This is a genomic window from Rothia nasimurium, from assembly GCF_928392795.1.
Lineage (GTDB): Bacteria > Actinomycetota > Actinomycetes > Actinomycetales > Micrococcaceae > Rothia > Rothia nasimurium_F.
The window spans coordinates 591,900-618,258 of sequence record NZ_CAKMTJ010000001.1; the positions used below are offsets into that span (position 1 = coordinate 591,900).

The 26,359-nt window shown below is 58.7% G+C and carries 27 protein-coding genes; 22 read left to right on the plus strand and 5 right to left on the minus strand.

All coding sequences use genetic code 11. From position 1 onward, the window contains the following. The first annotated feature begins 63 nt into the window (after positions 1-63). Positions 64-1,059: an acyl-CoA thioesterase gene (locus L6963_RS02775; protein WP_237199364.1), complete on the plus strand. Its 996-nt coding sequence runs from the start codon at positions 64-66 to the stop codon at positions 1,057-1,059. A gap of 65 nt (positions 1,060-1,124) precedes the next feature. On the opposite strand, the gene L6963_RS02780 is transcribed toward L6963_RS02775, so the two are convergent. Further along, complete coding sequence (locus tag L6963_RS02780; protein WP_237206561.1) at positions 1,125-1,829, minus strand: DUF4190 domain-containing protein; 705 nt, start codon at positions 1,827-1,829, stop codon at positions 1,125-1,127. Positions 1,830-2,015: 186 nt separating this feature from the next. Between L6963_RS02780 and L6963_RS02785 the strand changes: the two genes are divergently transcribed. The 14 genes from L6963_RS02785 (at position 2,016) to nrdF (ending at position 15,547) form a co-directional block, all read left to right on the plus strand. Then, a complete protein-coding gene (locus L6963_RS02785; protein ID WP_237206562.1) occupies positions 2,016-3,227 on the plus strand; it encodes a class I SAM-dependent methyltransferase in 1,212 nt (403 codons plus the stop codon). Next, the gene (locus L6963_RS02790) at positions 3,224-3,679 is read left to right on the plus strand and encodes a 23S rRNA (pseudouridine(1915)-N(3))-methyltransferase RlmH (RefSeq protein WP_237193935.1); all 456 of its coding nucleotides are present in this window, start codon (positions 3,224-3,226) and stop codon (positions 3,677-3,679) included. The genes L6963_RS02785 and L6963_RS02790 overlap by 4 nt, the downstream gene beginning before the upstream one ends. Before the next feature lie 502 nt (positions 3,680-4,181). Continuing rightward, a complete protein-coding gene (locus tag L6963_RS02795) occupies positions 4,182-4,967 on the plus strand; it encodes a hypothetical protein (protein WP_237193933.1) in 786 nt (261 codons plus the stop codon). A 228-nt stretch (positions 4,968-5,195) separates the two neighbouring features. Continuing rightward, a complete protein-coding gene (locus L6963_RS02800) occupies positions 5,196-6,632 on the plus strand; it encodes a glycoside hydrolase family 1 protein (protein ID WP_237206563.1) in 1,437 nt (478 codons plus the stop codon). A 148-nt stretch (positions 6,633-6,780) separates the two neighbouring features. Further along, a complete protein-coding gene (locus L6963_RS02805) occupies positions 6,781-6,990 on the plus strand; it encodes a hypothetical protein (RefSeq protein WP_237193929.1) in 210 nt (69 codons plus the stop codon). A gap of 2 nt (positions 6,991-6,992) precedes the next feature. Beyond that, entirely contained in the window at positions 6,993-7,217 is a 225-nt protein-coding gene (locus tag L6963_RS02810; RefSeq protein WP_237193927.1) for a hypothetical protein, read from the plus strand. 269 nt (positions 7,218-7,486) lie between these two features. Continuing rightward, positions 7,487-8,578, plus strand: a complete 1,092-nt coding sequence (locus L6963_RS02815) for a 2,3-butanediol dehydrogenase (protein WP_237206656.1) — start codon at positions 7,487-7,489, stop codon at positions 8,576-8,578. 165 nt (positions 8,579-8,743) lie between these two features. Further along, on the plus strand, positions 8,744-9,184 hold the full coding sequence (locus L6963_RS02820) for a hypothetical protein (RefSeq protein ID WP_237186191.1): 441 nt from the start codon (positions 8,744-8,746) through the stop codon (positions 9,182-9,184). A 118-nt stretch (positions 9,185-9,302) separates the two neighbouring features. After that, entirely contained in the window at positions 9,303-10,385 is a 1,083-nt protein-coding gene (locus L6963_RS02825) for an App1 family protein (RefSeq protein WP_237225450.1), read from the plus strand. A 495-nt stretch (positions 10,386-10,880) separates the two neighbouring features. Next, positions 10,881-11,114 (plus strand): glutaredoxin-like protein NrdH, encoded by a 234-nt coding sequence (gene nrdH / locus L6963_RS02830; RefSeq protein WP_135013938.1) that lies wholly within the window; start codon positions 10,881-10,883, stop codon positions 11,112-11,114. Positions 11,115-11,226: 112 nt separating this feature from the next. Beyond that, positions 11,227-11,673 carry a class Ib ribonucleoside-diphosphate reductase assembly flavoprotein NrdI gene (nrdI, locus tag L6963_RS02835; RefSeq protein ID WP_185174643.1) on the plus strand — a complete coding sequence of 149 codons (447 nt, stop codon included), beginning with the start codon at positions 11,227-11,229 and terminating at the stop codon, positions 11,671-11,673. Continuing rightward, positions 11,637-13,817: a class 1b ribonucleoside-diphosphate reductase subunit alpha gene (gene nrdE, locus L6963_RS02840; protein WP_423816793.1), complete on the plus strand. Its 2,181-nt coding sequence runs from the start codon at positions 11,637-11,639 to the stop codon at positions 13,815-13,817. Before nrdI ends, nrdE begins: the two co-directional genes overlap by 37 nt. A 271-nt stretch (positions 13,818-14,088) precedes the next feature. Continuing rightward, positions 14,089-14,463 carry a MarR family winged helix-turn-helix transcriptional regulator gene (locus L6963_RS02845; protein WP_237209133.1) on the plus strand — a complete coding sequence of 125 codons (375 nt, stop codon included), beginning with the start codon at positions 14,089-14,091 and terminating at the stop codon, positions 14,461-14,463. Positions 14,464-14,572: 109 nt separating this feature from the next. After that, complete coding sequence (nrdF, locus tag L6963_RS02850) at positions 14,573-15,547, plus strand: class 1b ribonucleoside-diphosphate reductase subunit beta (RefSeq protein ID WP_237186196.1); 975 nt, start codon at positions 14,573-14,575, stop codon at positions 15,545-15,547. 674 nt (positions 15,548-16,221) lie between these two features. On the opposite strand, the gene L6963_RS02855 is transcribed toward nrdF, so the two are convergent. The 3 genes from L6963_RS02855 to L6963_RS02865 form a co-directional block, all read right to left on the minus strand. Next, a complete protein-coding gene (locus tag L6963_RS02855) occupies positions 16,222-16,536 on the minus strand; it encodes a hypothetical protein (protein ID WP_237193917.1) in 315 nt (104 codons plus the stop codon). Positions 16,537-16,901: 365 nt separating this feature from the next. Next, positions 16,902-17,231, minus strand: a complete 330-nt coding sequence (locus tag L6963_RS02860; protein ID WP_237193916.1) for a hypothetical protein — start codon at positions 17,229-17,231, stop codon at positions 16,902-16,904. Between the two features lie 95 nt (positions 17,232-17,326). After that, positions 17,327-17,806, minus strand: a complete 480-nt coding sequence (locus tag L6963_RS02865) for a hypothetical protein (RefSeq protein WP_237193914.1) — start codon at positions 17,804-17,806, stop codon at positions 17,327-17,329. A gap of 195 nt (positions 17,807-18,001) precedes the next feature. On the opposite strand from L6963_RS02865, the gene L6963_RS02870 reads away from it, so the two are divergent. From L6963_RS02870 to L6963_RS02880, 3 genes are read left to right on the plus strand one after another with little or no spacing between them, the layout of a single operon-like run. Further along, a complete protein-coding gene (locus tag L6963_RS02870; protein ID WP_237206567.1) occupies positions 18,002-18,832 on the plus strand; it encodes a GNAT family N-acetyltransferase in 831 nt (276 codons plus the stop codon). Next, a complete protein-coding gene (locus tag L6963_RS02875) occupies positions 18,832-19,521 on the plus strand; it encodes a lipoate--protein ligase family protein (protein ID WP_237209132.1) in 690 nt (229 codons plus the stop codon). The genes L6963_RS02870 and L6963_RS02875 overlap by 1 nt, the downstream gene beginning before the upstream one ends. After that, the gene (locus L6963_RS02880) at positions 19,521-20,504 is read left to right on the plus strand and encodes an SOS response-associated peptidase (protein WP_237206569.1); all 984 of its coding nucleotides are present in this window, start codon (positions 19,521-19,523) and stop codon (positions 20,502-20,504) included. The genes L6963_RS02875 and L6963_RS02880 overlap by 1 nt, the downstream gene beginning before the upstream one ends. A gap of 279 nt (positions 20,505-20,783) precedes the next feature. On the opposite strand, the gene L6963_RS02885 is transcribed toward L6963_RS02880, so the two are convergent. Further along, positions 20,784-21,290: a GNAT family N-acetyltransferase gene (locus L6963_RS02885; RefSeq protein ID WP_237206570.1), complete on the minus strand. Its 507-nt coding sequence runs from the start codon at positions 21,288-21,290 to the stop codon at positions 20,784-20,786. A 183-nt stretch (positions 21,291-21,473) separates the two neighbouring features. Between L6963_RS02885 and L6963_RS02890 the strand changes: the two genes are divergently transcribed. From L6963_RS02890 to thrS, 4 genes are all read left to right on the plus strand, one after another. Continuing rightward, positions 21,474-22,298, plus strand: coding sequence for a fumarylacetoacetate hydrolase family protein (locus L6963_RS02890; protein WP_237205293.1), 825 nt, complete (start codon positions 21,474-21,476; stop codon positions 22,296-22,298). Between the two features lie 277 nt (positions 22,299-22,575). Further along, on the plus strand, positions 22,576-23,478 hold the full coding sequence (locus L6963_RS02895; protein ID WP_237205292.1) for a DNA-methyltransferase: 903 nt from the start codon (positions 22,576-22,578) through the stop codon (positions 23,476-23,478). Between the two features lie 3 nt (positions 23,479-23,481). After that, positions 23,482-24,087 carry a DUF1648 domain-containing protein gene (locus L6963_RS02900; protein ID WP_237206571.1) on the plus strand — a complete coding sequence of 202 codons (606 nt, stop codon included), beginning with the start codon at positions 23,482-23,484 and terminating at the stop codon, positions 24,085-24,087. Positions 24,088-24,189: 102 nt separating this feature from the next. Next, on the plus strand, positions 24,190-26,190 hold the full coding sequence (gene thrS, locus L6963_RS02905; RefSeq protein WP_237206572.1) for a threonine--tRNA ligase: 2,001 nt from the start codon (positions 24,190-24,192) through the stop codon (positions 26,188-26,190). Positions 26,191-26,359: the final 169 nt, after the last annotated feature.

Here is a 26,359-nt window from a genome sequence, read left to right on the forward strand (position 1 = left end):
GGGCAGGGGAGCTGGTAGGGGCGTCCGCACCGTTTACCGCACAGCACCAGAAAGAACCTCACCATGGCCCAGTTTGCCCCGCAGCCCTCCATCACCCTACGTTTTCTCGCAGCACCCACCGACGTTATCATCGCAGGCTCAGCCGGCGTACACGGCGGACGCGTGCTTGAATGGATCGACAAGGCCGCCTACGCCTGTGCCGCCGGCTGGTCGGGCACCTACTGCGTCACCGCCTATGTGGGGCATATTCACTTCACCCGCCCCATCCCCTCGGGGCACATGGTCGAGGTGCGCTCCCGCATTGTCTACACCGGCCGCTCCACCATGCATATCGTCAACGAAGTGCTCTCCGCTGACCCCCGGGACGGCAACTTCACCCGCGCCTGCGACTGCCTGGTCATCTTCGTTGCCATGGGTGAAGACCGCAAACCTACCCCTGTTACTCCTTACGTGCCCGTGACCGACGAGGAGAAGCGGGTGCAGCAGGCGGCGCTCTCTCGCGTGGAACTCCGTAAGGCCATTGAAGCCGAAATGACTTCTCAGACCTACACGAGCGCGTCCACCGCACCCGAAGTCACCCACCGCTTCCTGGCTAAGCCCACCGACGTGAACTGGGGTGGGAATGTGCACGGCGGCACCGCCATGGAATGGATTGACGAAGCAGCCACCAGCGTCACCATGGCCTGGAGCGGCGAGCGCACCGTCGCTGTTTACGCCGGTGGAATTCGCTTCTACCAGCCGGTGCATATCGGGGACCTGGTGGAAGTGACCGCCCGCCTGGTACGTACCGATGCGCGGTCCATGGGCGTGATGGTGCACCTGCGCGCCGGCAACCCGAGGGAACGTCACGACCAGCTACCCCTAGCTATCCATGCCTCTATGACCTACATGGCAACCGACCTCGATGGGCAGCCCCTACCGGCCCGCCCCTTCACGCCCACTACCGATGAAGATAAGGCCCTTCACGCCCACGTGGCTCGTCTGCGAGCCCTGCGCGCTGAATATGAGCCCATGCCCCTGGTGGCACCCCAGCAGGCAACCGTTAAGATGACCGACTAAAACAAAAAGGGGCCCCGCACCGTGACGGTGCGGGGCCCCTTGTTGTTGTGGGGGTTAGGCGGGGTTTATTCGATGCCGCAGTTGACGGCGTCCAGGCCCAGGTCGAACACAACCTCGTTCAGGGCAGACTCAAAGGTAGCAGCATCAGAGGCATTGACAGCATCGATAGCGGTGGTCAGCGAAGCCCGCATCTCTTCGGTAGGAGCGTTGTCACGAAGCTTGGTCAGCGAGGCCAGGTAACCGTCTAAGGTGGTGGCATCCTGCTGGATACCATCAGAGGCAACCAGGAACTCATCGAGAGCAACACAGTAGGGGGAAGCGGGGTCAAGGGCAGCGGTGGTTGCCGCATCGGAGGCCAGGGCGGACGCCTCGTCGGCAGCTGCCGATGCCTCTTCACTCACCTCTTCGGTAGCCAGGGTGCTAGCAGAGGACGAGCTTGCAGCGGCAGCCGATGACTCGTAGGCAGCTGCGGACTTGGCAACCTCGTTGAGCCCAGCAAGCATGAGAATAGCGAAAATGATGCCGCTGATCAGGCTGATGAAGCCCACGACGATACCGGCAATGGCCAGGCCGCGGCCCTTCTCGCCGGTGCGCTTAATCTGATTGAGGGCAACAAAGCCAAGCACGATACCGACGATGTTCACCAGGAAACCAAAAACGAGGCTGAGAATCGCCAGGGTATTGGTCTTCTCGGTCTGAGGTGCCTGCTGCTGGTAGGGGTTGGTGTTGTAATTGGGTGCGGGGTAGGAGGAAGGCGTCTGTTCGCTCATGTCAATCTACTCGTTTCAGGTGTGTGGTGTGGGCAGGGCCTGGGCGCCCTACTCCCAGTATTTTATCAGCGGACTGATAGAGAAGCTGGGAGTACGTCCCCCTAGCGCCACTCGTCGGCCCGGCATCTCACTCGGTGGACGCACCGCCCCACCTAGGGCCCTTACCGCCCGTGAGATACTAGAGGGGTGCCCACATCTAGTACCCACCACCTCACCCAGCTCGTGCCCCTCGACTCACTGAGCGCAGGCTCGGCAACCGCCCTTGACCGGCTTATCCTCGCAGATGCCGCCTCCGCATCCGACCCCGACGGCGCTACTACCGGGGACGTGCTCGTCCTCGATGACCCCACCGGCGCCCTAACCTTCTGGGCCCTAGCGCACACCGCTCCCGGCAACCACCGGGTGATCAGCCGGCAACGCTCCTACGCAGACGCCCTGACCCTGCACCGCACTCTCACAGAAAACGCTCCGGACGCCGCCGCCCGCCTTATCCTTGCAGGGCTCGATCAAAACGGGGAAGTAGATTCCTCAACTTTCAGTCTCTATGAGGCTCTCGCCACCCACCGCTTCAACGGTGCCATCGCTCTGGGCCACCTACCCAAGAGTCACGCCGCGCTCGCCGACCTCGCCCATGATTTAGCGCGGTATCAGGCTGAGCAGGGGAGCGAGACTACCCTGATTCTGGGTGGCAATACCAAGCACATGAGTACCAGCTTCAATCAGACTCTGGGCCGCAGCTTCGGGCAGGTGCGAGGTCTGCGGGGTAAGGGCAAGCACCGCTGCCTGTTCGCTACAGCACCGGTCCCAGCATCTGAGTCCCCTCGCCCCGCCGGGCCCCTACAGGCTGTCGGTGGCGTGTTCTCAGGTGGCAAGCCCGACCGGGGCGGCCAATTGCTGGCCACCAACGTCCTCACTGCCCTGGCGAAGCATGCCCCTGCCCGCCCGCTGACCCTGGTAGATCTGGGGTGCGGCAACGGGTCGGTGACCCTCGAGGTTCTAGAGCACCTGCCTGCCGGGGTGGAGGTTGCCCGGGTCTGGGCTACCGACCTCGATGTGGACGCTGCCCGGTCAGCTGCCCTTAACCTGGGGCAGGACGCCCGGGTTCAGGTGAGCTGGGACGACGCCGGTTCCCGCCTGCCCCAGGGGGTAGCCGACATCGTCATGCTCAACCCGCCCTTTCACACCGGAACCGCGGTTGACCTTAGCCTGGTGGGCCCGCTGCTTGATGCTGCCCTGCGCCTGTTGACTCCCGGTGGGCAGCTCTACCTGGTGCATAACTCACACGCTCGCTACCGGCCGCAGGTTGAAGAGCGCTTTGAACAGGTGCGGCAGCTTGAGCGCACCCCCACCTTTACCGTTCTTACAGCCCGAATGCCCAATCTTCAGGAGAACCAATGACCATCAAAATTATTGCCATCGGCAAGAAGCACGAAAAGTGGGTCAAGGACGGCATTGACCGCTACGAAACCCGTCTGCGTAAACCCTGGGATATTACCTGGCAGTACTTGCCCCACTCGTCCCTGGCAGAAGAAGCTGCCCGGGCTGAGGAGTCCCGCCGCATTCTTGAAAAGGTCGATCGTGATGACTACCTGGTGCTGCTCGATGAGCGCGGTAAGATGCTGAGCTCTCCTGCCCTGGCTCGCCTGCTGGAAGCCCAGCTGGGCTTTAAGAAGGTAGTGCTGGTGATTGGTGGGGCCTACGGGGTGGACGATTCGGTGCGGGCCCGCGCCAATACCGTCTGGAGCCTCTCTGATCTGGTCTTCCCCCACCAGCTGGTGCGCTTAATCATCACGGAGCAGATATATCGGGCCGGTGAAATCGCTGCTGGCCGCCCCTACCACCACGTGTAAAAGCCTCCCGACCTCCTCTCAACGCTAGGTGCACAAGAAAGAAGCCTCGCTTGCAGTAAGCAAGCGGGGCTTCTTTATACTCTACAGCGCCTTGGTGGCACATTGGTGTAGAGCTGATAGATGTCTAGATAGGCTTAAGTTAGACCGTATGTATTGATTTACAAGGGAAGTATAGATGCTAAGGATTGTGATTGCAGTACGGGCGGGTGTCTATAAAAACAGATATCCACCGTGGTTCCACCCGTCTGAAGCGAGTGGAAATGTGAACTCTGACCAGTAGGTTTATTGAATTGATGTTCAATTATCTTGATGTTTCCATGATCCTGTATATACAGGTTTATCTGTGATTTATACCAAGAATTGGCACAAACGCTCTTTTAAGTTGGCACAAGTGTGGTGTTTTGTTTTAGTATTACTTGTACCCACTGTTCAAATAGTTGTGCACTACTTGAGTTGTGGTAGCACGTCTTGTGTGTTTTGATCACACTCATAAAGGAAAACAATGACTCACAATATTTCACGTCGCACCCTCGCAAAGGGCGCTGCTTGGGCAGCACCTGCGGTTGTTGCAACCACTGCAATCCCTGCTTACGCTGCTTCACCCGATGTGTGCTCCACCGAGAGCCTTGCTGCCATTGACGCAGCCTTCGCTGAGTTCCAGACCAAGAACCTGGCTATGGAGCTCAACATTTACCAGCCTCTCGCTGCCTACAACGGTACTGCTACTGACGTTTACGTCAATTTCAAGAACATCGGTGATGTTGACGTTACCTACACTGCGCTGAATCCCCTGGTGATTAATATTGACCTGGTTCAGACCACTGCTCAGGAGCGCCAGCGCAGCATGACTCGCGCTACCACCTCATGGGGTCAAGTGATTGACCTTGGCTACAACGCTGCAACCAAGACCCATTCCTACCAGTGGGTATTTATCGGTACCATTCCTGCCAATGCCGGTGGTCGCTCAGAAGCTGACATGGTCTTCGGTGTTGGCGATGGTCTGGTCGCTTTCCAGGGTCGTATCAACTCCAAGATGATGATTACCCCCATGGAACTCAAGGATCCTGCACCTCTGCTGTCTGCCATCATCGCAGATAAGGCTCAGCAGCAGGCTTGCCTGAGCTACTACAACCAGAAGGTTGAAGAGCATAACTCACTCGTACAGACCCAGTACACCTACGCCGGCCCTGCTGGCTCCGGTAACCTGGCTGTTAATTCGACTATCGATTCAAGCACCTTCGGTAACTACTCACCGTGGGGCAGCCAGAGCGTTGACGGTATCTGGTAATCAATAAATGTACAGATAGTCGTGTGCGGTGTAACCGTTAGCTCTGTAATTGAAAAAGACGGGAGCTGGTTTGCCGTTGCAAGGCTGATCTGTCCTCATATAAGGGGGAGCTGGGAAGTTTCGGGAGTAGTGCCCCGAAACCTCCCAGCTTTCTTCATATGGACTGCCTCTTATGCCGGGCAGGAGGCGGGGCTAGGATGGGGTGAGACCTAGTAGCTACGTGAAAGGATGCCGCCGGTGAGTTTTCCTGAAGGATTTTTGTGGGGTGGCGCAACGGCCGCCAACCAGATTGAGGGTGCCTATGCTGAAGGTGGCAAGGGGCTGAGTGTGCAGGACGTGCTGCCGCGGGGGCTGGCGTCCGCCCCCACAGCCCAGCCGACCCCCGATAACCTCAAGCTTGAGGGAATCGACTTCTACCACCGCTACGCAGACGATATCGCCCTCTTTGCTGAACTTGGCTTTAAGGTCTTCCGCCTTTCCTTTGCCTGGTCACGGATTTTCCCGCGCGGGGACGAGACTGAACCCAACCCTGAGGGTCTGGCCTTCTATGACCGGGTTATCGACGAGCTGCTTCGCCACGGGATTGAGCCGCTGGTGACTTTGAGCCACTATGAGACCCCTTTGCATCTGGCTCGTGAATACGGCGGGTGGGCTAACCGGCAGCTGATTGGTTTCTTTGAGCGGTACGCCCGCTCTGTGATGACCCATTTTGCGGGCAGGGTTCGCTACTGGATTACCTTCAACGAGATTAACTCCGTGCTGCATTTTCCCTTCTTCTCGGGGCTTGAAGGAAGGCCTGACGAGATTGGGTCGCAGCGACTCTATCAGGCGGTGCATCATGAACTGGTCGCCTCGGCCCGTGCCACCCGCCTGGCCCATGAGATTGACGGGCAAAACCGGGTGGGATGCATGATTCTGGCTGTTCCCCGCTACCCCCTGACCCCCGACCCGGCAGATGTGCTGGCTGCCCAGGTGGCCTCGCGTGATGACTATATTTTTGGCGACGTGCACTGCCGCGGCACCTACCCCGGCTACTTTCTCCGCAAGCTTCGGGAATTAGGGGTGCAGCTTGAGATTACCGAGCAGGACCGCCAGGATTTGCTGAATACCGTCGATTTTGTCTCCTTCTCCTACTACATGTCGGTGTGCGAAACTGCGGGGGCCGCAGATACCGGTGAGGGCAACATCATCGGGGGAGTGCCCAACCCTACCCTAGAAGCTTCTGAGTGGGGTTGGCAGATTGACCCGGTGGGTCTGCGTCTGGTGCTTAACGACTTCTGGGACCGCTGGGGCAAGCCCCTCTTCATCGTAGAAAATGGCCTGGGCGCCAAGGACCAGCTGGTGGAAGGCGGGCCGGACGGGTTCACGGTTGAGGACGACTATCGCATCGACTACATGCGAGAACACCTACTCCAGGTGCAGCAGGCCCTGGAGGACGGGGTTGACCTACTGGGTTACACCATGTGGGGCTGCATTGACCTGGTGTCGATGTCCACCGCCCAGATGTCTAAGCGCTACGGGGTGATTTATGTGGACCGGAATGACGACGGCTCAGGCACCATGTCACGCTACCGCAAGAAGTCCTTTGACTGGTACCGGCAGATCATTGAATCTAACGGCCGCTCCCTGCATAACCCGCTCTCATCTGAGCACCTTATTTCTTAAGACAGCCTTGCCTCATCTGCCCAGCAGGTGAGGCAAAGCTTTCTTCTGAAACCTGGCAGGTGCCGGCCTGGTAGCCGCCTCTACTCTGGGGGCTGCCGTAGTAGCTGTAGAAACCTATGGAGACCTGAAGAGTACTGAAACAACTTCAGTGACTAGCCCCGTGACCGAGCAGGCCTCACCCAGCGCAACCGCAACTGCAAGCCAGAATGCCACCACAGACACGAGCGATACCGGCAGCTCAACTAGCAGCGCGACAGAGAGCAGCACCGATACCGGTTCAAGTTCTTCAAGCTCAACCACCTATGTGCAGCAGGCCCTTGCCGGTTCCACCTCCCACACCACCAGTAGCGGCTCCTAGTCGTGCTGGCAGAGAACTGGCAGGTCTGGACCTCCCCGGCCCAGCTTCTGGTTGATAGCAATCGTAAGGCAGACCTGGCTGCAGCGAGTGCAGCTGTGCGGGGCCTCCTGTCAGAGACAAACGCAGCTATCAACACCTTTGAGTCCACCAGCATCACCAACACCCTCACCACCTACCACCACGAATTCACAGCCCACACCCACGGCACCTGCACCGCCCACTCCTAACCAACGAAAGACCCACCCACCATGACCACCCTCCACATCAACTGGGGCAGCTGCGCCGCCCGCGGCCTCTACTTACCGTCGAGGGCGGCCTGATGACGGGAAGGGCCTAAGGGGGCGGCTATGCCTGCAACCTGCCGAAATATGGCGTAACCGGCGCCACAAGCAGGTGCTGCGGGGATAGGATGAAAGAGGTCATAGACGACCAAACCTCGCTACCAGCTCAGCCCGGTAGCGGGGGAGACCTCTTATCGAAACAGGTGATGACTCCCATGAAGGCAGCCCGCTTTTACGACAACAAAGACATCCGCATCGAAGATATCGACGAACCCACCGCAGGTGCTGGCGAAGTCCTCATCAAGGTAGCCTGGTGTGGCATCTGCGGCACCGATCTTCACGAATACCTCGACGGCCCCATCTTCTGCCCCACCCACAGTACCCCTCACCCCATCTCCGGCGAAACCGCCCCCGTCACCATGGGCCACGAATTCTCCGGTGTCGTAGAAGCCCTGGGCGAAGGTGTCACCGACCTAGAGGTAGGCGACCACGTCGTCGTTGAACCCTACATCGTACGCGACGACGTAGAAACCGGCCCCGGCAACAAGGACTACCACCTCTCCAAAGATATGAACTTCATCGGCCTCGCCGGTCGTGGTGGCGGCCTTGCCGAAAAGATTGCCGTCAAGCGCCGCTGGGTCCACAAAATCTCCAAGGACATCCCCCTCGACGAAGCAGCCCTCATCGAACCCCTTACCGTGGGCTACCACGCCGTTGAACGAGCCGGGGGAGTCAAGGACGGCGACGTCGCCCTCATCGGCGGCGCAGGACCCATCGGCCTGCTCACCGCAGCCGTCCTCAAAGCCCAGGGCGCAACCGTCATCATGAGCGAACTCTCCAGCCTTCGCCGCCAAAAGGCCCTCGACGCAGGAGTAGCCGACTACGCTCTCTCACCCGCCGAGGTAGACGTCGTTGAAGAAGTCAAAAAACTCTCCGACGGCCGCGGCGCCGACGTCGCCTTCGAATGTACCTCGGTCAACGTCGTCCTCGATACCCTCTTCGACGCCATCAAACCCCAAGGCGTCATCGTCGTGGTCTCCATCTGGGGTAAGCCCGCCCAGCTCGACATGCAAAAACTCGTCCTCAAGGAAGTTGACCTCCGCGGCACTATCGCCTACGTCAACAACCACCCCGACACCATCAAGCTCGTCGAATCAGGCAAAATCAACCTCAAGCCCTTCATCACCGGCAAAATCGCCCTCGAAAACCTCATTGACGAAGGCTTCGACACCCTCATCAACCGCAACGAAACCGCCGTCAAAATCCTGGTCACCACCGACCCCGAGCGCCTAGACAACGCTCACTAGTCCACAACCACCAGGACGCCACACCCCGGGCGGGCACCCTCACACCAGAGAGTGCCCGCCCCCACTACGTCCCCCAACCTCTCATTAAGACTTTTAGCCACAAACTGTCGCCCACCGGCGCGTAGCATTACCCTAAGAGTCTGTGAAGACGCTATATTTTTATGTATGGCAAAGAAAAAAGTTACCGTAGTATCCGCGCTTGCGGCGACCGCCCTGCTCGCAGGCTGCGCGCAAACCATCGTACCCGGCATGGGCATCGAAGCAACTGACGGCTGGGGCGGCCGCGACGATATCACCATCGAGGTAACTGCCGAACACAACGGCGCAGAGGTTCCCGCAACCATCACCGTCTACCAAGACCAGATGAACTTCGACGGCAACCAGGATGAATTCGAAGGTGAAGCCTTCTACAAGCTCACCTACGACAACCTCGCAGACCTCTCAGACTCACAAATCCGCGTCTCCGTCACCGCCGAAGACCCCGAAGCCGAGGTATTCTGCGCCATCAAGGGCACCGGCTACTCCCTCGAAGAAGGCGACCACGTCAACCACGCCAACGAAGCAGACGGCACTGGCAGCGCCACCTGCGTCCTCAACATCGACTAACAACACCACACACCACACACAGGTGGGCACCAAAGACGGTGCCCACCTCTTCCTTTAACAACACACCCACACCCACCCATAACATGCACCAACCACCCAAATATGAAAAACTAGGGCTATGACCACAGGGGCACACGAAATCCGCACCATCGTCGCAGAAGCAGCCGACGAAGCCGTCAACATCGGCTACCGCATAGGCGACAGCATCCACTCCTACCGCGAACGCAAAGCACAAAAAAACGGCCTAGAACCCGTCATCGTACCCAGCGTCGGATACGGCACCAAAAACTGGGTACGTATCCTCGGTCGCGCCCTCTACAAAACCGACCTCTTCGAAGAATTCTTCGACTCCGTCGAAAAAGGCGACCCCACCATCGAACCCGTCCGCGGCTGGCGCTCCTTCACCTCAGTCGCCATCTCCCACGCCCCCATCGACATCCACATCAACGGCCAACACCACCGCGTCCACGCCGACCGCGGAGGAGTCGTAGACGTCAAACTCAACATCACCCTAGAACCCGGCACCCACCAAGTCACCATCACCACCCCCGGCAGCCAACCCGCCATCACCAGCGTCTACATCGTCCCCGAAGACCAAACCATCGGAATCATCTGCGACGTCGACGACACCGTCATGAACACCGCCCTACCCCGCCCCTTCGTCGCCGCCTGGAACAGCTTCGTCCTCAACGAACACGCCCGCTCCGCCACCCCCGGCATGGCCGTCATGATGGACCGCCTCCACCGCGCCCACCCCACCCCCCCCTTCATGTACCTCTCCACCGGCGCCTGGAACGTCACCCCCACCCTCCGCCGCTTCCTCCACCGCAACGGCTACCCCAAAGGCACCTTCCTCCTCACCGACTGGGGCCCCACCCCCGACCGCTGGTTCCGCTCCGGCTCCCAACACAAAGTCAACACCCTCAAACGCCTCGCCACCGAATTCCCCCACATCCGCTGGATCCTCATCGGCGACGACGGCCAACGCGACCCCGAAATCTACAACGGCTTCGCCGTCCGCTACCCCCACAACGTCGAAGCCATCCTCATCCGCAACCTCACCTTCGGCGAGTCCGTCCTCTCATCCGGCCGCGTCTGGGGCGACAACCGCGCTCGCGATATCACCAAGGGCGACCTCTGGCTAGAAGGCAACGACGGCACCGCCCTCTACGAGCAGCTCAAAGACCGCGGGCTCGTCTAAACAACCGCGCTTAAACACCTTAAGGGGCACCCTTGTCAAGCCTGACAGGGTGCCCCTCTGCGCGACACGCCCCCGGCAAAAAACCTTAAAAAACAGGCCCGCGCAGCCCCCAAGACTCAAGGCTCAATTTAGGGTTGAAAGCCCCCGCCCTGATATCACGCGGGACGTCCGGTCTTAAGCCCCAGGGGGCTAAGTGGCCCCTGAACTTAAGGTCACACCATCACTCCAAACCTCACATAAAAACCCTTCATGTGGATAACTTTCCCTTAAAGCCCGCAAACGCGCGGAAGGGCTGTGGATAGCGCACCGATTTAAAAAATTTCGTAACAGACCACACTATGTAGGGCTAGATGCGCTCTCCAAACACTAGATGTAGTATTAAATCTCGGTTCGGGCGACTAGAGAGAAAAGGCCGCCAGACCCCACACCAGCTCTTTCGAGAGCCCCTATGCCAGAAACCTCCCGCAACACGCGGGATACCAAGGAGATACCCCAATGACCGTTACGGTGTACACCAAGCCTGCCTGCGTCCAGTGCAACATGACCTACCGCGCTCTCGACAAGCTCGGCGTCCAGTACAACACCGTTGACATCACTGAGGACCCCGCAGCCCTCGAACTCATCAAGGGCATGGGCTACCTGCAGGCCCCCGTTGTAATCGCCGGTGAGGACCACTGGTCAGGCTTCCAGCCCGACAAGATCAACGCCCTGGCCAGCGCCGCAGCCTAACCGCTGACCACCTGCCCGGGGAGCACCCGCCGCTACAGGCGTCCGCACCCGGGCCTTTTCTTACCCGCGCCACGCGCACACCCACCACGACCAGATCCAGGCACCAGCCCCCATGGACACCACAGATACCACCGGACAGCCCACCATCGTCTACTTTTCATCGGTCTCAGAGAACACCCACAAGTTCGTCCAGAAGACCGGAATAAAAAACATACGGCTACCGCTGAAGACCAGTGAAGACCCACCACAGGTCACCGGGCCCTACGTACTGTGCGTCCCCAGCTACGGGCGACCCGGGGGAGCGGGCTCCATACCGCCCCAGGCCGTGAAGTTCCTCAACAACCCCCACAACCGGGAACTCCTGCAAGGAGTCATCGGCGCGGGAAACACCAACTTCGGTGACCTCTTCTGCGTAGCAGCAGACAAAGTCGCCGCCAAATGCCACGTGCCCGTGCTCTACAAATTTGAGCTCATGGGCACCGAAGAAGATGTAGAAACAGTTCAAGAAGGATTGGAAAAATTTTGGATTCAAAACTCCCTGTACCCGGCCTCAGCGTAGAACCTGGTCACGAGGATCCGAGCACCCCCGAGAAATACCGTGGCATGGGGTACCACGAACTGAATGCCCTTCTGAACCTCTACGATGAGAACGGCCAGATTCAGTTCGAAGCAGACCGTCAGGCAGCCCGCCAGTACTTCCTGCAGCACGTCAACAACAACACTGTCTTCTTCCACGACCTGGAAGAAAAGATTGACTACCTGGTCAAGCACCAGTACTACGAGCCCGAGGTTTTTGAGAAGTACTCCTTTGACTTCGTCAAGTCCCTCTCCAAGCTGGCCTACTCCAAGAAGTTCCGCTTCCCCACCTTCCTGGGTGCCTTCAAGTTCTACACCTCCTACGCGCTGAAGACCTTCGACGGCCAGCGCTACCTGGAACGCTTCGAGGACCGCGTGGTCATGGTCGCCCTGTTGCTGGCAGAAGGCGACGAGGCTCTGGCAACCAAGATTGTCGAAGAGGTCATCTCCGGACGCTTCCAGCCCGCCACCCCCACCTTCCTCAACGCAGGTAAGAAGCAGCGTGGCGAGCTGGTCTCCTGCTTCCTGCTGCGTATCGAAGACAACATGGAGTCCATCGGCCGCTCTATCAACTCAGCCCTGCAGCTGTCCAAGCGCGGCGGCGGCGTAGCCTTCGCCCTGACCAACCTGCGCGAAGCCGGCGCCCCCATCAAGAAGATTGAGAACCAGTCCTCAGGCGTCATTCCCGTCATGAAGCTGCTGGAAGACTCCTTCTCCTACGCCAACCAGCTCGGTGCCCGCCAGGGTGCAGGCGCAGTTTACCTGCACGCCCACCACCCCGACATCTACTCCTTCCTCGACACCAAGCGCGAGAACGCCGACGAGAAGATCCGCATTAAGACCCTCTCACTGGGCGTTGTGATTCCCGATATCACCTTCGAACTGGCCAAGAAGAACGAGGACATGTACCTCTTCTCGCCTTACGACGTTGAGCGTATCTACGGTGTGCCCTTCTCAGACATCAACGTCACCGAGAAGTACTACGAGATGGTCGACGATGCCCGCATCAAGAAGACCAAGATTAACGCCCGCGAGTTCTTCCAGACCCTGGCTGAGATTCAGTTCGAGTCGGGCTACCCCTACGTCATGTTTGAAGACACCGTCAATAAGGCTAACCCCATTGACGGTAAGATCATCATGTCTAACCTCTGCTCTGAGATTCTGCAGGTGTCTGAGCCTTCCGTCTACAACGCTGACCTGGGTTACGAGACCATCGGTAAGGACATCTCCTGCAACCTGGGCTCCCTGAACATCGCCCTGGCGATGGACGGCGGCGACCTGGGTCAGACCGTCGGCACCGCTATTCGCGCCCTGACCGCTGTGTCTGACCAGTCCGACATCGCTTCTGTTCCCTCCATCGAGCGCGGTAACTCCATGAGCCACGCCGTTGGCCTGGGCCAGATGAACCTGCACGGCTACCTGGCCCGCGAGCACGTCTACTACGGTTCTGAAGAAGCCCTGGACTTCACCAACATCTACTTCTACACCGTCACCTACCACGCGATTCGCGCCTCCATGGAGATTGCCCGCGAACGCAAGGAGACCTTCGTGGGCTTTGAGAAGTCCAAGTACGCTTCGGGGGAGTACTTCGAGAAGTACATCAACGGCACCTGGGACTTTGAGACCGAGCGCGCCCGCGAGATGTTCGGTGACCACTTCGTACCCACCGCCGAAGACTGGAAGCAGCTGGCAGCTGAGGTTGCTAAGCACGGTATGTATAACCAGAACCTGCAGGCTGTTCCGCCGACCGGTTCTATCTCCTACATCAACGGCTCTACTTCGTCGATTCACCCCATTGCCTCGAAGATTGAGATCCGTAAGGAAGGCAAGCTGGGTCGTGTCTACTACCCGGCTCCCTACATGGACAACGAGAACCTGGACTACTACCAGGACTCCTACGAGATCGGCTACGAGAAGATTATCGACACCTACGCCGTTGCTACCCAGCACGTCGACCAGGGCCTGTCGCTGACCCTCTTCTTCAAGGACACCGCCACCACCCGCGACGTCAACAAGGCCCAGATTTACGCCTGGCGTAAGGGCATCAAGACCATCTACTACTCACGTATTCGTCAGATGGCTCTTGAGGGCACCGAGGTTGAGGGCTGCGTGAGCTGCATGCTCTAAAGCTTCAGGCGGGGTAGGGCGTTGCGCTAAAAAGGCGCGGACGCCCGCCCCGGCTGGGCGGGCCCGTCATCTTGCGTGGGTGGCGGGCTTTCTTTTTCAAGGTATATAATCTATATAACTGATAAGTTAAACTGATTATTTTAGGCTGGCGCCCTTGGAAAATTTTTCGTATGAGCAGGCGGGTACCTTAAGGTATTCGGTCTTTAGGATGCATCGACGACTGAGGAACGAGACCGACTCGCACTCGCCCCTCTCATTTGCAGAGGAAACCGTGCTTGCCCAGCTCCAGGCCGGGCCACGGCAGACCTGTGCCGAGCTGGCCCGCTTTCAGCGGATGACTCCGCAGTCCATGAACAAGATCGTTGCCTCACTGCTTCGCCGCGGCTACATTGCCTCGGGCAGGAATCTGCACGATAAGCGCCGTAAGGAGCTCTATCTGACAGAGCAGGGGAGTGTGACCATCGACTCCATCATCAGCCGACGCGACCGCTGGATAGTAGAACGAGCCGACGAAATACTCACCGCGGACGAGGCCGCGCAGCTTGCTGCGGCCCTGCCGCTGCTGCGCCGCCTTGTCGACAGGGAAACCAAAGCCGAACGCCTAGCCGCCCTGCAAGAAGAAGCGGGCGACGGCGTCCGCCCCTGAGATATTAAGCAAACCGAGCCGCTGGTGCGAAAACCGCCCAACGGTGAAAGAATAGAACCAAGCCTATTTCAGGCACTCCAACACCCCGACATGAGGAGAACCCATCACCATGAGTGAGAAGGTCGAACTGGTCAACCACGTTGAAGCCATCAACTGGAACCGCATCGAAGACGAAAAAGACCTTGAGGTCTGGGACCGTCTGACCGCTAACTTCTGGCTACCCGAAAAGGTGCCGCTCTCAAACGATGTGCAGTCCTGGAAGACCCTGACCGAAGAAGAAAAGCAGCTGACCATGCGCGTCTTCACCGGCCTGACCCTGCTCGACACCATCCAGGGCACCGTCGGCGCTGTCTCCCTGCTGCCCGACGCCGTCACCGCCCACGAAGAGGCCGTGTACACCAACATCGCCTTCATGGAGTCGGTACACGCTAAGTCTTACTCATCGATCTTCTCAACCCTCTGCTCCACCAAGGAAATTGACGAGGTCTTCCGCTGGTCCACCGAAAACGAGCACCTGCAGAAGAAGGCCCGCATCGTCATGGACTACTACCAGGGCGATGACCCCCTCAAGAAGAAGGTCGCCTCAACCCTGCTCGAGAGCTTCCTCTTCTACTCAGGTTTCTACCTGCCCATGTACTGGTCATCCCGCGCCAAGCTCACCAACACCGCAGACCTTATCCGCCTGATTATTCGCGATGAGGCTGTACACGGCTACTACATTGGCTACAAGTACCAGCGCGGCCTCGAAAAGGAGACCGCTGAGCGCCAGGCAGAGCTCAAGGACTACACCTTTGACCTGCTCTACGAACTGTATGAGAACGAAGTGGCCTACACCCACTCCCTCTACGACGGCGTGGGCCTGAGCGAGGACGTCAAGAAGTTCCTGCACTACAACGCCAACAAGGCACTCATGAACCTGGGCTACGAGGCAATGTTCCCCGCCTCGGTTACCAACGTGTCGCCCGCGATTCTCTCGGCCCTCTCACCCAACGCCGACGAGAACCACGACTTCTTCTCAGGCTCCGGCTCCTCCTACGTGATCGGCAAGGCCGTGAACACGGAAGATGAGGATTGGGACTTCTAAATACCCTAGTCAGCCTGGGTTTTCCTGGTTTATTCTAGCCCGTGATTCCGGGGGTTTTGGCTCGGTTTCGGCGCTGGGGTTTATCCTGGTTTGTTCTTAATGGCGGTCAAAAAGGCGGTCAGAAACTTCTGCTGACCGCCATTAAGAATCGCTCCCAGAAACACAAAAAATAGCCCCTCACCACACCCCCGAACAAGGGGAGTGGAGAGGGGCTATTTTTTATGCCTACTTGCCTAGGCATAGGCCGGGTTACTGTACTCAGTCCCGGCGGTGTCTACCAGCTCGTAGCCGTCAGGAGCCGAGGATTCATCTGGCTGTTCCTGTTCACCGAACGAGACAGTAACCTGGGCGGGCTGGATCTGTTTGGGAACTTGTGGGGCTCGAAGGTGCCGCCGGTCTTGAGGGGGTTTGCCGTTGTTGTTTCTCCTTGTGTTTAGGATTCGAAGATGGAGTCGGCCCACTGCTGGAGGCTGGTGGGCTAGGGTGTGTGGTTGGCTCTGGCGGCTGCGTCTCGCTGGCCGCCGGGGTCGTTGGTGGGTTCTGGCTCGGTTTCTGCGGTTCGGCGTTGTCGCTGCTCATGTTGCTGTTGCCTATCTGTGGTTAAACGGGTGGCGGGGAGAACACTGTGGTGTGTTCTCCCCGCCGGGGTGAGTGGTCTGTGAAGTTATAGGTGGCTAGGTGGCCTGTGTGGCTTCCTGGGCCAGGCGCTGCTGGTTGTAGGGTGAATCCACATAATCTTCAGCAACTTGAGGGTACTGGCCGACGCTGAGCACATCGACCTCTTCAGTTTTGAGATTTACAAGATAAAGAGCCCCACCTCCCATATGTCTAGCTGCACGGCCAGCTTTGTTGAAAAGGAGGAAGGCATATTCAGTATCGGATTTAGTCCCTACCAGTTCGCAGCCGTCTTTATCAGGATTGAACCCATCAGGGTGAGCTTGTTTGGCAAGGTTCTCTGCTTGTGCTTGGCTCATTTTGATTTCACCCATTCTGTCGGTTCGCCTGTGAAGTAGGCGTTGTCAGCGCGGAAGAAGAGGTTTCTGGCCCCTTTCTGGTTAGTGTATTTACCATTATCGATGGTGCCGGATTAAGGGTCAATGATTTTGTCTTTCCCTCCCTCATAATCTCTCAAGTGACAACATGGTCTAGTTGAGCTGGGGGCCGACTGATACGCCCTATTAGATATCCAAGATACTGACCTTGAGGTCAAGATAGACCTTGATATCCCCATCGACCAAATTCAAAAATTAGCTGGTCTGTTGCGATAGTTTTCAAGATTCGTCATTCCATATCAAAACCACATCATGACACAAGGTGACTACAAAACACTTCAGGGACAAAACCGTATCTTTCATCACGGTTTCACCACTGTAATGGAAGCTAAAGTTGCGGCAAGACTCTCTTGAACCGGGTCGTTGTCATCTGGGTTAGGGGCAAGAAAGAGACGGGCGTCGTCAAGCAGTCCATCTGGATAGCCTTTCCCAAGATCCCTGAAAATGTAAAGGGCAAACTCCATCAGGTCTGTATACGCTCCGATATCCCCATTTTCCTCTGCTAAGTAAAGCTGATACTTAATTTCATAGTAGCCATCGGGGTCAAGCGGTAGGACTACCGGCTTCCACTTTTGTGCAATCCTAACCAGCTCTTCATCAGGCACTGTCCCGTTTAACCCGTATGAGTCCATGTTCTACCTCTTTCATCCTTGAAAACCAGGTGTAGGCTGGCTAGCTAGCCCCCCGTCGTCCTTGCCCAGTGTTTTTTCTGGCACCTACCCTGAGTTTAGCTCCACCACCTTCTCCACACAGTTTTCTCGGGGTAGGTGCGGCGGACGTCCGCCAGGGCCTTCATACGGGCGCGGCTGGGGCCGTCCCACAGAATCCACTTTACAAATTCAAGGTCGAGCTTCTCGGGGCAGCTCTCGGTCATATCAGGTCGGTTGGTACCGCGGTAGGTGAGCCAGCGGCGTCCTACCCTCCACAGGCGCACCAGGCGGGGCGCTAACAGCACATAGATACGGTCAGCCTCAGCCAGTCGCCGTTCAAAATGCACATCGGAATAGCCGCCCTCAATCACCCAGGCTTCATTCTCATCCAGAAACTCGCCCACAAGAGCGCGTTCGTCCGCTAGGTCCCGCTCGATCCACCCCGGCAACCAGTGAACGGTATCAAGATGCAGCAGTGGCACCTCGTATCCGGCAGCTAATCGTCGCGCCCAGGTAGACTTACCGGCACCGCTCAAACCCAGAACAAGAATCTTCATACCTCCAGCATAAACACCGGCACCCCGCATTTATTCTGAAAAAGCCGCAACTAGTTGCGGGTAAAACAGAATAAATGCGGGGCGTAACCCGCGCACCCCACCAGCCTGCCCCGAAAGGCAAAGGGGCCACCGGCGTCCACGCCCTCGCTAAAGCGAGTACCCTAGATACAGACCCCATCGAGCAGAAAGAGAGCCATGCCCGCGCCTATCACCAGCTACCAGCAGGCCGAGAAGATTCTGGCTGCGCAGCTGTCCATTGACCTGTGCCTGCCCGAGCAGGCCATTGATATAGCGCAGCAGCACGGCTCAACCCACCTTTCGGCGCGGCGAATTCCCCTCGACGAGATGCACCCGGCCCGCCGCCGCTACCGCGACCACTGGGAGCTACGCCTGATCAATTACCGCGGGCTTACCGTCATTTGTGCCCAGCACCCGCGCGTGCGCGAGGCCGCCGACAACCTGCTGGCTGGCGATAACGGGAACTGGGTGGGGGACTATTCCGAGCTGCGCAAACTCAACGACTACCTCACCCCCTACGCCCTACAGATGAGCGGCACATCCCTCTTTTTCACCCCCGGTAGGGATTTCTTTACCCATGGTGCGGACGCCCGCCCCGGCTTACCCGCCGAGGGCTACACGGTGCGGTGGCTAGAACCTTCAGAGCTAGAGAAGTATCGCGGCAACCCCGATTTTGAGAACGCGCTCGGTTTCAAAGAGCTGCGCCCCGATGTGCAGGTACTCGGTGCCTACGCCGAGGGGGATCTGGTGGCTCTGGCCGGTGCTAGTGAAGACTCCGATTGGTGCCGCCAGATCGGCATTGACGTGCTGGCCGGTCACAGGGGTAGGGGGCTGGCCTCCTACCTGGTGAGGGAGCTATCGCAGGCAATTCTCACTGAAGGGTTTGTTCCTTTCTATGGCACCAGCCCCTCGCACATCATCAGTCAGCAGGTTGCGCTGAATGCAGGCCTGCGCCCGGCCTGGTGGGAGTTCGTTTCTACCAGCTTGAACGAAATTTCGGTGGATTAATGCTGCACCTTGACCGCCTTGACCCAGAAGACAGCGGCACTATGGCTCAGATGGTTGATTCAGCTATGGCGACCGTCCGCGCCGTCGGCAGGGGCGAGGCCCCCAGTACCTTACGACTTTATCGCCCCAAGCCAACGGTGGCTTTTGGGCGCAGGGACGAGCTCAACCCCCGCTTTGCCCAGGCCCGAGCAGCTGCTATGAATCACAGTTTTGAGCCCCTGGTTCGCACAGTAGGTGGGCACGCCGCCGCCTACCACTCGGGCTGCCTAGTGGTGGATCACTTTCAAAAAGCTTCGGACGCGGTCAGCGGCAATCATGAACGCTACGGTATTTTCGGGGCTATGTTCGCAGAGGCCCTCAAAGGCCTGGGTATCCCAGCCGGGGTAGGGGAGCTACCCGGAGAGTACTGCCCGGGCGAGTATTCGGTGTGGGGGCAACTTCCCGGTGGGCAGCGCGTCAAACTCATTGGTACAGCCCAGCGGGTAGTTGCCGGTGCTTGGTGGTTTTCTTCTGGCATAGTGGTGACGGGTGCGGATAGCCTGCGCAAGGTGACAGCAGATGTCTACCGGGCCCTTGACCTGCCCCTTGATCCCGCGACAGTGGGTGCTGCCGCCGACATCGAGCCCCTCATCACCGTCGATGATATTGAAGATGCCGTCATCGAAGCCTATGAAAGCGAGGGGTTCTAGTGTGCGGACGCTACGCCCTTGAACTGGCCCAGGACCACCCCCAATACATGGCAGGGGTTGAGATCACCGACCCCATCACCAACTACAACGTTGCCCCCACCAGCACAGTTCCCATTCTGGTGGACCGGATCGTGAGCCCCGCCGAACAGGTCACAGGTGCGGACGCGCCCGCGCGGGCAGGTGCGTCCGCCTACCCGACCGGTGGGCAGGGAAGCACCCTGGCCTTCACCCGCGAACTGCATTCGGCCCGCTGGGGGCTGCTACCGGGCTGGGCTAAGGACCCCGCCTTCTCATCGCGTGCCTTCAACGCCCGGAGCGAGACTATTTTTGAAAAGCCGACCTTCCGGGAGGCAGCTGTTTCGGGGCACTGCGCCGTACCCGTGAGCGGTTACTACGAGTGGAAAACTGAAACCACCGCAGCGGGCAAGCAGGTGAAGACCCCCTACTTTGTGCACCGCACCGACGGGCGACCTATCTACTTCGCAGGTCTGTACGAATGGTGGAAAATCCCCGCAGAATTCGCAGAACCAGGCGGGGTATTTGCAGGTAAAGAGGGGGAGTGGCTGCTCTCCTGTTCTATCGTGACCATGGATTCACCCGGGAATGGTAAATTCGACCCCGGAATTATGGCCGACTTGGGTGGCGACCCTGGCTACACAAACGAGATTGAGCGGCAACTAGGACAGCTGCACAACCGTCTGCCGATACCCCTTCACGTGGCAGCTGATACCGACATTAACGCGCATGATAGCCTGACGGCCTGGTTACGGTCAGGCCGTCCAGCTGGTGCCCCCAAGCCCACGGCCGAGCAGAAAAGGTCTTACCGTGCCCAAGCGCAGGCGTCCTTACAGCTCATTCGAGAGCAGGCTTTCGCCGAGACCACAGGCTGGGCCCTACGTGAGGTCAGTAAGGACGTCGGCAATGTCCGCAACAACGCCCCCTACCTGCTGGAGCCGGTCGAAGATTTGCTGAGTGGTCTATAGAAAGCTTGATGCGGGAGATAGGTGATGCAGGCTCATGGCGAAGCTGTTGGCTCGGGGCTGGCGTGAATCGCTGGTGATGAGCACCGAGATTCCGAGCGCGCGAGGAAAATAAATCTCGGTGCGAATCTGGCGAGCTTGCGAGCCAGCTAGCGAACCGGCGAGAGGGTCGGCAGCGAGCGTGAGCCTGCATCACCTTAAGCTTTTACAATCAAACAGCTGAGCCCCACCCCCGCTGCTGGTGAGGGGTAGGGCTCAACTGTTTTCTAGTGTACCGCTTGTCTAGAGAATGTCGTCGTCTTCGGGGAACCAGCGTTTGAAGTCCAGGGTTAGATAGAGGGCGAGGGCGGCAGCGTTGTTCTCGCTGATGCGCACTGAAACCTGCTCGTAGCCGTCCTCAAACATCTGGTCGATGCTGCGGCGAATCAGCTGTTCAGCGAGGCCCTCGCGGCGGCGGGAGGCTGCGGTGAAGAGTTCGTAGATGGTGGGGATGTCCTTGGGGTCGGTGACCACGCGGTGCTTGAGACAGAGGGACGCGGCAATAATGCGGTCGTGCTCATCAACTACCACGGGGGAGGCCTCGGCGTAGAACTCGCCGTGCTCACCCTTGAGAATGCGCTCCATCTCGGCGGCAGCGTCGGCCTGGGATGCAAATCGTTCGCCGCTGTAGGAGGCGAAGTAGAGCCGTGCCAGCGCTTCGGCGTCGTCGAGCTGCGCGGGGCGGGTGCTGACAGTTACGGGCTTACGCGCCTTTGAAGTGTGTGAAATCAGAGTAATCAAGCCGCTCATGGTTGGCCTCCTTGTGGGTCGGGTATTGATTTACACTGTGATGTATAGAATACTCTGTTGGCTGATGATTGCCTACGGTTTTACCGTTTATTCACCTTGTCAACGGAATATTGCGTCATAGAAAGTCTAGTTGACCGCCCCCGCGGGGTGAAACTAGGTGCAGTAACAGAAAGGACGGCCGGGGTGAAGTTTGCGCAGGTCAGGCGGGCTGGTAAGGCCCGCGCGGTGGTTGAAAGCGGCGGACGCTGGTACGAGCTGGGCCGGCCCCTGCATAAGTTTGTGGGGTCGAGTGATTTAGGGTCGGTGAGCCCTGCTGAACTGGGGGCTAGGCCGGTTGATGTAAGCCCTGAAGAGTTCATTGCCCCGCTGAACAAGGTGCAGCGGGTATTGTGCGTCGGGCTGAACTTCACGGATCACGCCGAAGAAGTGGGGGCTGAGCTGCCCACCTATCCCACCATCTTCACCAAGTTCGGCAATGCCCTCATCGGGCCAGGTGAGGCGATTGAACTGCCTGCTGAGAGCACCAAAATTGACTGGGAAGTCGAGCTCTGCGCGGTAGTAGGACGCCGCGGCCGCCACATCGCCGAAGATCAAGTGGGCGACTACCTGCTGGGCTACACCGTACTCAACGACGTGTCGGTGCGCGACTGGCAGGGGCGCACGTCCGAATGGTTCCAGGGCAAAAACTGGGACCGCATGACGCCCTTCGGCCCGGTCATCGTCAGCCCCGATGAACTCGACATCGCGGGCGGCCTAGCCATGACCTGCACCGTCGACGGTGAAGTACGCCAGCAGGGCACCACCGCCAACATGGTCTTCATCCCGGCCCAGGTGGTCAGCTACATCTCTACCTTTATGACGCTTGAACCCGGTGACCTCATCGCCCTGGGAACCCCCGCCGGGGTCGGGCTCTCACTGCACCCGCGCAAGTGGCTGAGCGCCGGGCAGACCGTGGTGACCTCAATCGAGGGTATCGGCACACTGACCAACCGGTGCGAGCAGGTGTGAGGGTTGCGAAACGGGAGTGGTGATTACCCTCCGCGTGCCGACCGTATTTTTGGCTCTGCGCAGGCATGCGTTTGCCGACTAACCTTCTCGCCGGTTCGCTAGCGCTCACGGGCGATTCATGCCAGCCCCAGCCAGTCGGCTCCACGCATGCCTGCGCTCCGCCCCAACGGTTTTGCGTGGCTTAACCCTCACCCGCCGCGCGGGCAGGTGGGGGTGACCTTGGGGTATTCTGTACCTTGTGTCAAAACGTTCTTTGTGGTCAGCAGATAGCACCAGCATGGTGATTCACGGCGATAATCTTGCCGTGCTCAAAAACCTGCCCGCAGAGAGCTTCCAGCTCATTTATATTGACCCGCCTTTCAATACGGGTAAGGTGCAGAAGCGTCAGAGCATTAAGACCGTGCGTACCGAGGGCGGTAGCCGGGTTGGTTACAAGGGGCACACCTACGAGACTATTAAGGGCGATATCTACGGGTATTCTGACTCTTTTGAGAATTACTGGGAGTTCCTAGAGCCCCGTCTCATGCAGGCATGGCGTCTGCTCAAGCCCACCGGTACCCTCTACCTGCACCTGGACTACCGTGAGGTCCACTACGCCAAGGTCGTGCTCGATGCCCTCTTTGGCCGCGAGTCCTTTTTGAATGAGATTATTTGGGCTTATGACTATGGGGCTAAGTCCAAGAAGAAGTGGCCGGCTAAGCACGATAACATCCTGGTCTATGTGAAAGACCCCGAGAACTACTACTTCAATTCTGAGGCGGTTGACCGCGAGCCCTACATGGCGCCCGGCCTTGTCACCCCCGAGAAAGCTGAGATTGGTAAGCTGCCGACGGACGTCTGGTGGCACACCATTGTTTCACCCAGCGGCAAGGAGAAGACCGGCTATGCCACGCAGAAGCCCCTGGGTATTCTGCGCCGCATTGTGCAGGCGTCGAGTGCACCCGGTGACTGGGTGCTGGACTTCTTCGGCGGTTCTGGCACCACCGGCCACGCCTGCGCCCAGCTTGACCGCAACTTCCTGATGATTGACCAAAACCCCGAGGCTATCAAGGTCATGCGCAAGCGTCTAAAGGCCGTGGACGGGCTCGATGTGACCTTCAAGAAGTCCCGCGCGAAGGCTTCTCTGGCGGGAGCCAAGGTTACACCTAAGACGGCTGCTATCAAGAAATCGAAAAAGTAGACCATGACGAGCGCCTACCCACCAATTAAGCCCAACCGCACCTGGTTCCTTGTGGCCCTGGGGCTGGTAGTTGCTGAGGTGATATACCTGGCCCTGCTTTACCCGTCGCTGCCGCAGCAGTTACCGGTGCATTACAGCCTGTGGGGTCGGGCGGACGGCTGGGTAGACAAAAGCGTCTGGTCGGTTTTCGGGCTGACAGGTGTATTGCTTCCTCTTCTTGCCCTTATCTGGTGGAGTGGGGTAGCTATGGGGCGCATGGCAAGCAAGGACGCTTCAGCCCAGGCCCACGACGCTTTTTCACCTCATGCAGGTAAGCAGGGGGAGCGCCAGCTGGCCGCTGCGCAGGCCCTGGGTCTGGATGCCCGGGTTTACTCAGCCCGCCGTCTTTATGCCCAGACTCAGGCTGTGGTTCCCTTCTTCGCCGGGCTGGCCCTTGCCCTGGTGCTAGCCGTCAAAGTTATTAACCTGACCATGACCGGGGTGCTGGGGGAGGCGTCCGTCCTTATTGCTCCCGTGCTGGTGGTGGGCTACTGCCTTTACTTGACAGCCCGCTCCTACCTCGCTGGTAAAAACTTCGATACCCGCGCCCTCGCAAAGGGCGCAAAGTAGCCTAACCAGCGGTAAAATAAGGTTTGTTCTGCACCCTCGTACCGTGCAGATGTAACGACAGCTCACCCGTTGTAGGGGTGGGCACAAACCTAGGAGACACATTTGTCCGCTCTTTCTATTTCCGTCGCAGGTGCCGCTCAGCAGGTTGAGGCTGGCACCACCGCAGCCGACCTGTTCGCAGAGAACCCCGAGATCGTCGTTGCCCGTATCAACGGCACCCTGGTTGACCTCTCCACCGAACTGACTGACGGCGACGCTGTCGAGCCCGTATCTGTCCATGAAGAAGACGGCCTGAACGTCTTGCGTCACTCGGCCGCCCACGTCATGGCCCAGGCTGTGCAGAACTACCGCAAGGACGCCAAGCTCGGTATCGGCCCCTACATCACCGACGGTTTCTACTTCGACTTCGATGTTGAAGAGCCCTTCACCCCCGAGGATCTCAAGAAGATTGAGAAGAACATGGTGAAGATTATCAAGAGCGGGCAGACCTTCCGCCGCCGCGTGGTCACCCAGGCTGAGGCTGAGGCCGAGATGGCAAACGAGCCCTACAAGCTGGAACTGCTGACCCTCTCCCAGGGCCCTGGCTCCGGTGCGGACGCTGCCGAGGGCGCTTCAGTTGAGGTCGGTGCCGGCGAAATCACCATCTACGACAACGTAGACAAGAAGGGGGAGACCGTCTGGAAGGATCTCTGCCGCGGCCCCCACGTGCCCAATACCAAGCTGATTGCTAACGGCTACGCGCTGATGCGTTCCGGTGGCGCCTACTGGCGTGGTTCTGAGAAGAACCCAATGCTGCAGCGTATTTACGGCACCGCTTGGCCTTCTAAGGAAGAGCTGGTTGCCTACAAGGAGCGCATTGCTGAGGCTGAGCGTCGCGACCACCGCCGTCTGGGTGAAGAGCTCGACCTCTTCAGCTTCCCCAAGACCGTTGGCCCCGGCCTGCCCGTGATCCACCCCAAGGGCGGCGTTATTCTGCGCGCCATGGAAGACTACGTGCGCGCCCGCCACATTGAAGAGGGCTTCGAGTACGTTAAGACCCCCCACATCTCTAAGGAAGATCTCTTCTACACCTCCGGCCACCTGCCCTATTATGCGGACGGCATGTTCCCGGCTATGGAGGACGAGGGCCAGGCCTACCGCCTCAAGGCCATGAATTGCCCCATGCACAACGAGATTTTCCGCTCTCGTGGCCGCTCCTACCGTGAGCTGCCCCTGCGTCTGTTCGAGTTCGGTTCGGTCTACCGTGATGAGAAGTCCGGCGTGCTTTCTGGTCTGACCCGCGTGCGCATGATTACCCAGGACGACTCCCACTCTTACGTGACCAAGGAGCAGGCACCTGCTGAGGTTGCCCACCTGCTCAAGTTCATGCTGTCCCTGCTGGAGGACTTCGGCATGACCGACTTCTACCTGGAGCTTTCAACCCGCGATACCGAGGGTGATAAGAAGGATAAGTTCATCGGTACGGACGAGCAGTGGGAAGAAGCAACCGCTGTGCTGGAAAAGGTTGCTGCTGAAACCGGCCTGGAACTGGTGGCTGACCCGGGTGGCGCTGCCTTCTACGGCCCCAAGATTTCTGTTCAGGCTAAGGACGCGATTGGCCGCACCTGGCAGATGTCCACCGTGCAGTATGACTTCAACCAGCCTGCCCGCTTTGGTCTGGAATACCAGGCATCTGACGGTACCCGCCAGGAGCCGGTCATGATTCACTCGGCCAAGTTCGGTTCATTTGAGCGTTTCATGGGCGTGCTGATTGAGCACTACGCCGGTGCTTTCCCTGCCTGGTTGGCTCCCGTTCAGGTGATTGGTGTGCCTGTTGCTGAGGCTTTCAACGATTACATGGGTGAGGTTGCTGCCAAGCTCAAGGCCCGCGGCGTGCGCGTCGAGGTAGATTACGGAACCGACCGCTTCCCCAAGAAGATCCGTACCGCGTCTAAGGAGAAGGTGCCCTTCATCCTGATTGCCGGTGGCGAGGACGCCGAGAACGGCGCAGTCAGCTTCCGCTTCCGTGACGGCTCCCAGGAAAACGGCGTACCCGTGGACGAAGCTGTGGAGCGGATCGTGAAGCACATTGAAGAGCGAGTTAACGAGGATCCCACAGCGTAATGACATTAATAGCTTAGATGGGCAAAATCCTGCAACGATAAGGAGGCTTATTCAAAAGTAGACACGCACCCCACACCCACCAACTAGACAACGGCCCCACCCGCGGCAAAAATATGAGCGTTAAATCTCTACAAATAACCTCAAGCCATACCGGACAAGACCGTTGCTA

Coding starts and splice junctions, on each gene's coding strand:
- L6963_RS02860 (WP_237193916.1), bottom strand. CDS start 17,231: ATGGACTCATACGGGTTAAACGGGACAGTGCCTGATGAAGAGCTGGTT.
- L6963_RS02865 (WP_237193914.1), bottom strand. CDS start 17,806: ATGAAGATTCTTGTTCTGGGTTTGAGCGGTGCCGGTAAGTCTACCTGG.
- L6963_RS02855 (WP_237193917.1), bottom strand. CDS start 16,536: ATGGGTGAAATCAAAATGAGCCAAGCACAAGCAGAGAACCTTGCCAAA.
- L6963_RS02825 (WP_237225450.1), top strand. CDS start 9,303: ATGACCACAGGGGCACACGAAATCCGCACCATCGTCGCAGAAGCAGCC.
- L6963_RS02885 (WP_237206570.1), bottom strand. CDS start 21,290: ATGAGCGGCTTGATTACTCTGATTTCACACACTTCAAAGGCGCGTAAG.
- nrdF (WP_237186196.1), top strand. CDS start 14,573: ATGAGTGAGAAGGTCGAACTGGTCAACCACGTTGAAGCCATCAACTGG.
- nrdH (WP_135013938.1), top strand. CDS start 10,881: ATGACCGTTACGGTGTACACCAAGCCTGCCTGCGTCCAGTGCAACATG.
- L6963_RS02780 (WP_237206561.1), bottom strand. CDS start 1,829: ATGAGCGAACAGACGCCTTCCTCCTACCCCGCACCCAATTACAACACC.
- L6963_RS02790 (WP_237193935.1), top strand. CDS start 3,224: ATGACCATCAAAATTATTGCCATCGGCAAGAAGCACGAAAAGTGGGTC.
- L6963_RS02875 (WP_237209132.1), top strand. CDS start 18,832: ATGCTGCACCTTGACCGCCTTGACCCAGAAGACAGCGGCACTATGGCT.
- nrdI (WP_185174643.1), top strand. CDS start 11,227: ATGGACACCACAGATACCACCGGACAGCCCACCATCGTCTACTTTTCA.
- L6963_RS02895 (WP_237205292.1), top strand. CDS start 22,576: ATGGTGATTCACGGCGATAATCTTGCCGTGCTCAAAAACCTGCCCGCA.
- L6963_RS02870 (WP_237206567.1), top strand. CDS start 18,002: ATGCCCGCGCCTATCACCAGCTACCAGCAGGCCGAGAAGATTCTGGCT.
- L6963_RS02820 (WP_237186191.1), top strand. CDS start 8,744: ATGGCAAAGAAAAAAGTTACCGTAGTATCCGCGCTTGCGGCGACCGCC.
- L6963_RS02775 (WP_237199364.1), top strand. CDS start 64: ATGGCCCAGTTTGCCCCGCAGCCCTCCATCACCCTACGTTTTCTCGCA.
- L6963_RS02795 (WP_237193933.1), top strand. CDS start 4,182: ATGACTCACAATATTTCACGTCGCACCCTCGCAAAGGGCGCTGCTTGG.
- L6963_RS02815 (WP_237206656.1), top strand. CDS start 7,487: ATGAAGGCAGCCCGCTTTTACGACAACAAAGACATCCGCATCGAAGAT.
- L6963_RS02900 (WP_237206571.1), top strand. CDS start 23,482: ATGACGAGCGCCTACCCACCAATTAAGCCCAACCGCACCTGGTTCCTT.
- L6963_RS02800 (WP_237206563.1), top strand. CDS start 5,196: ATGCCGCCGGTGAGTTTTCCTGAAGGATTTTTGTGGGGTGGCGCAACG.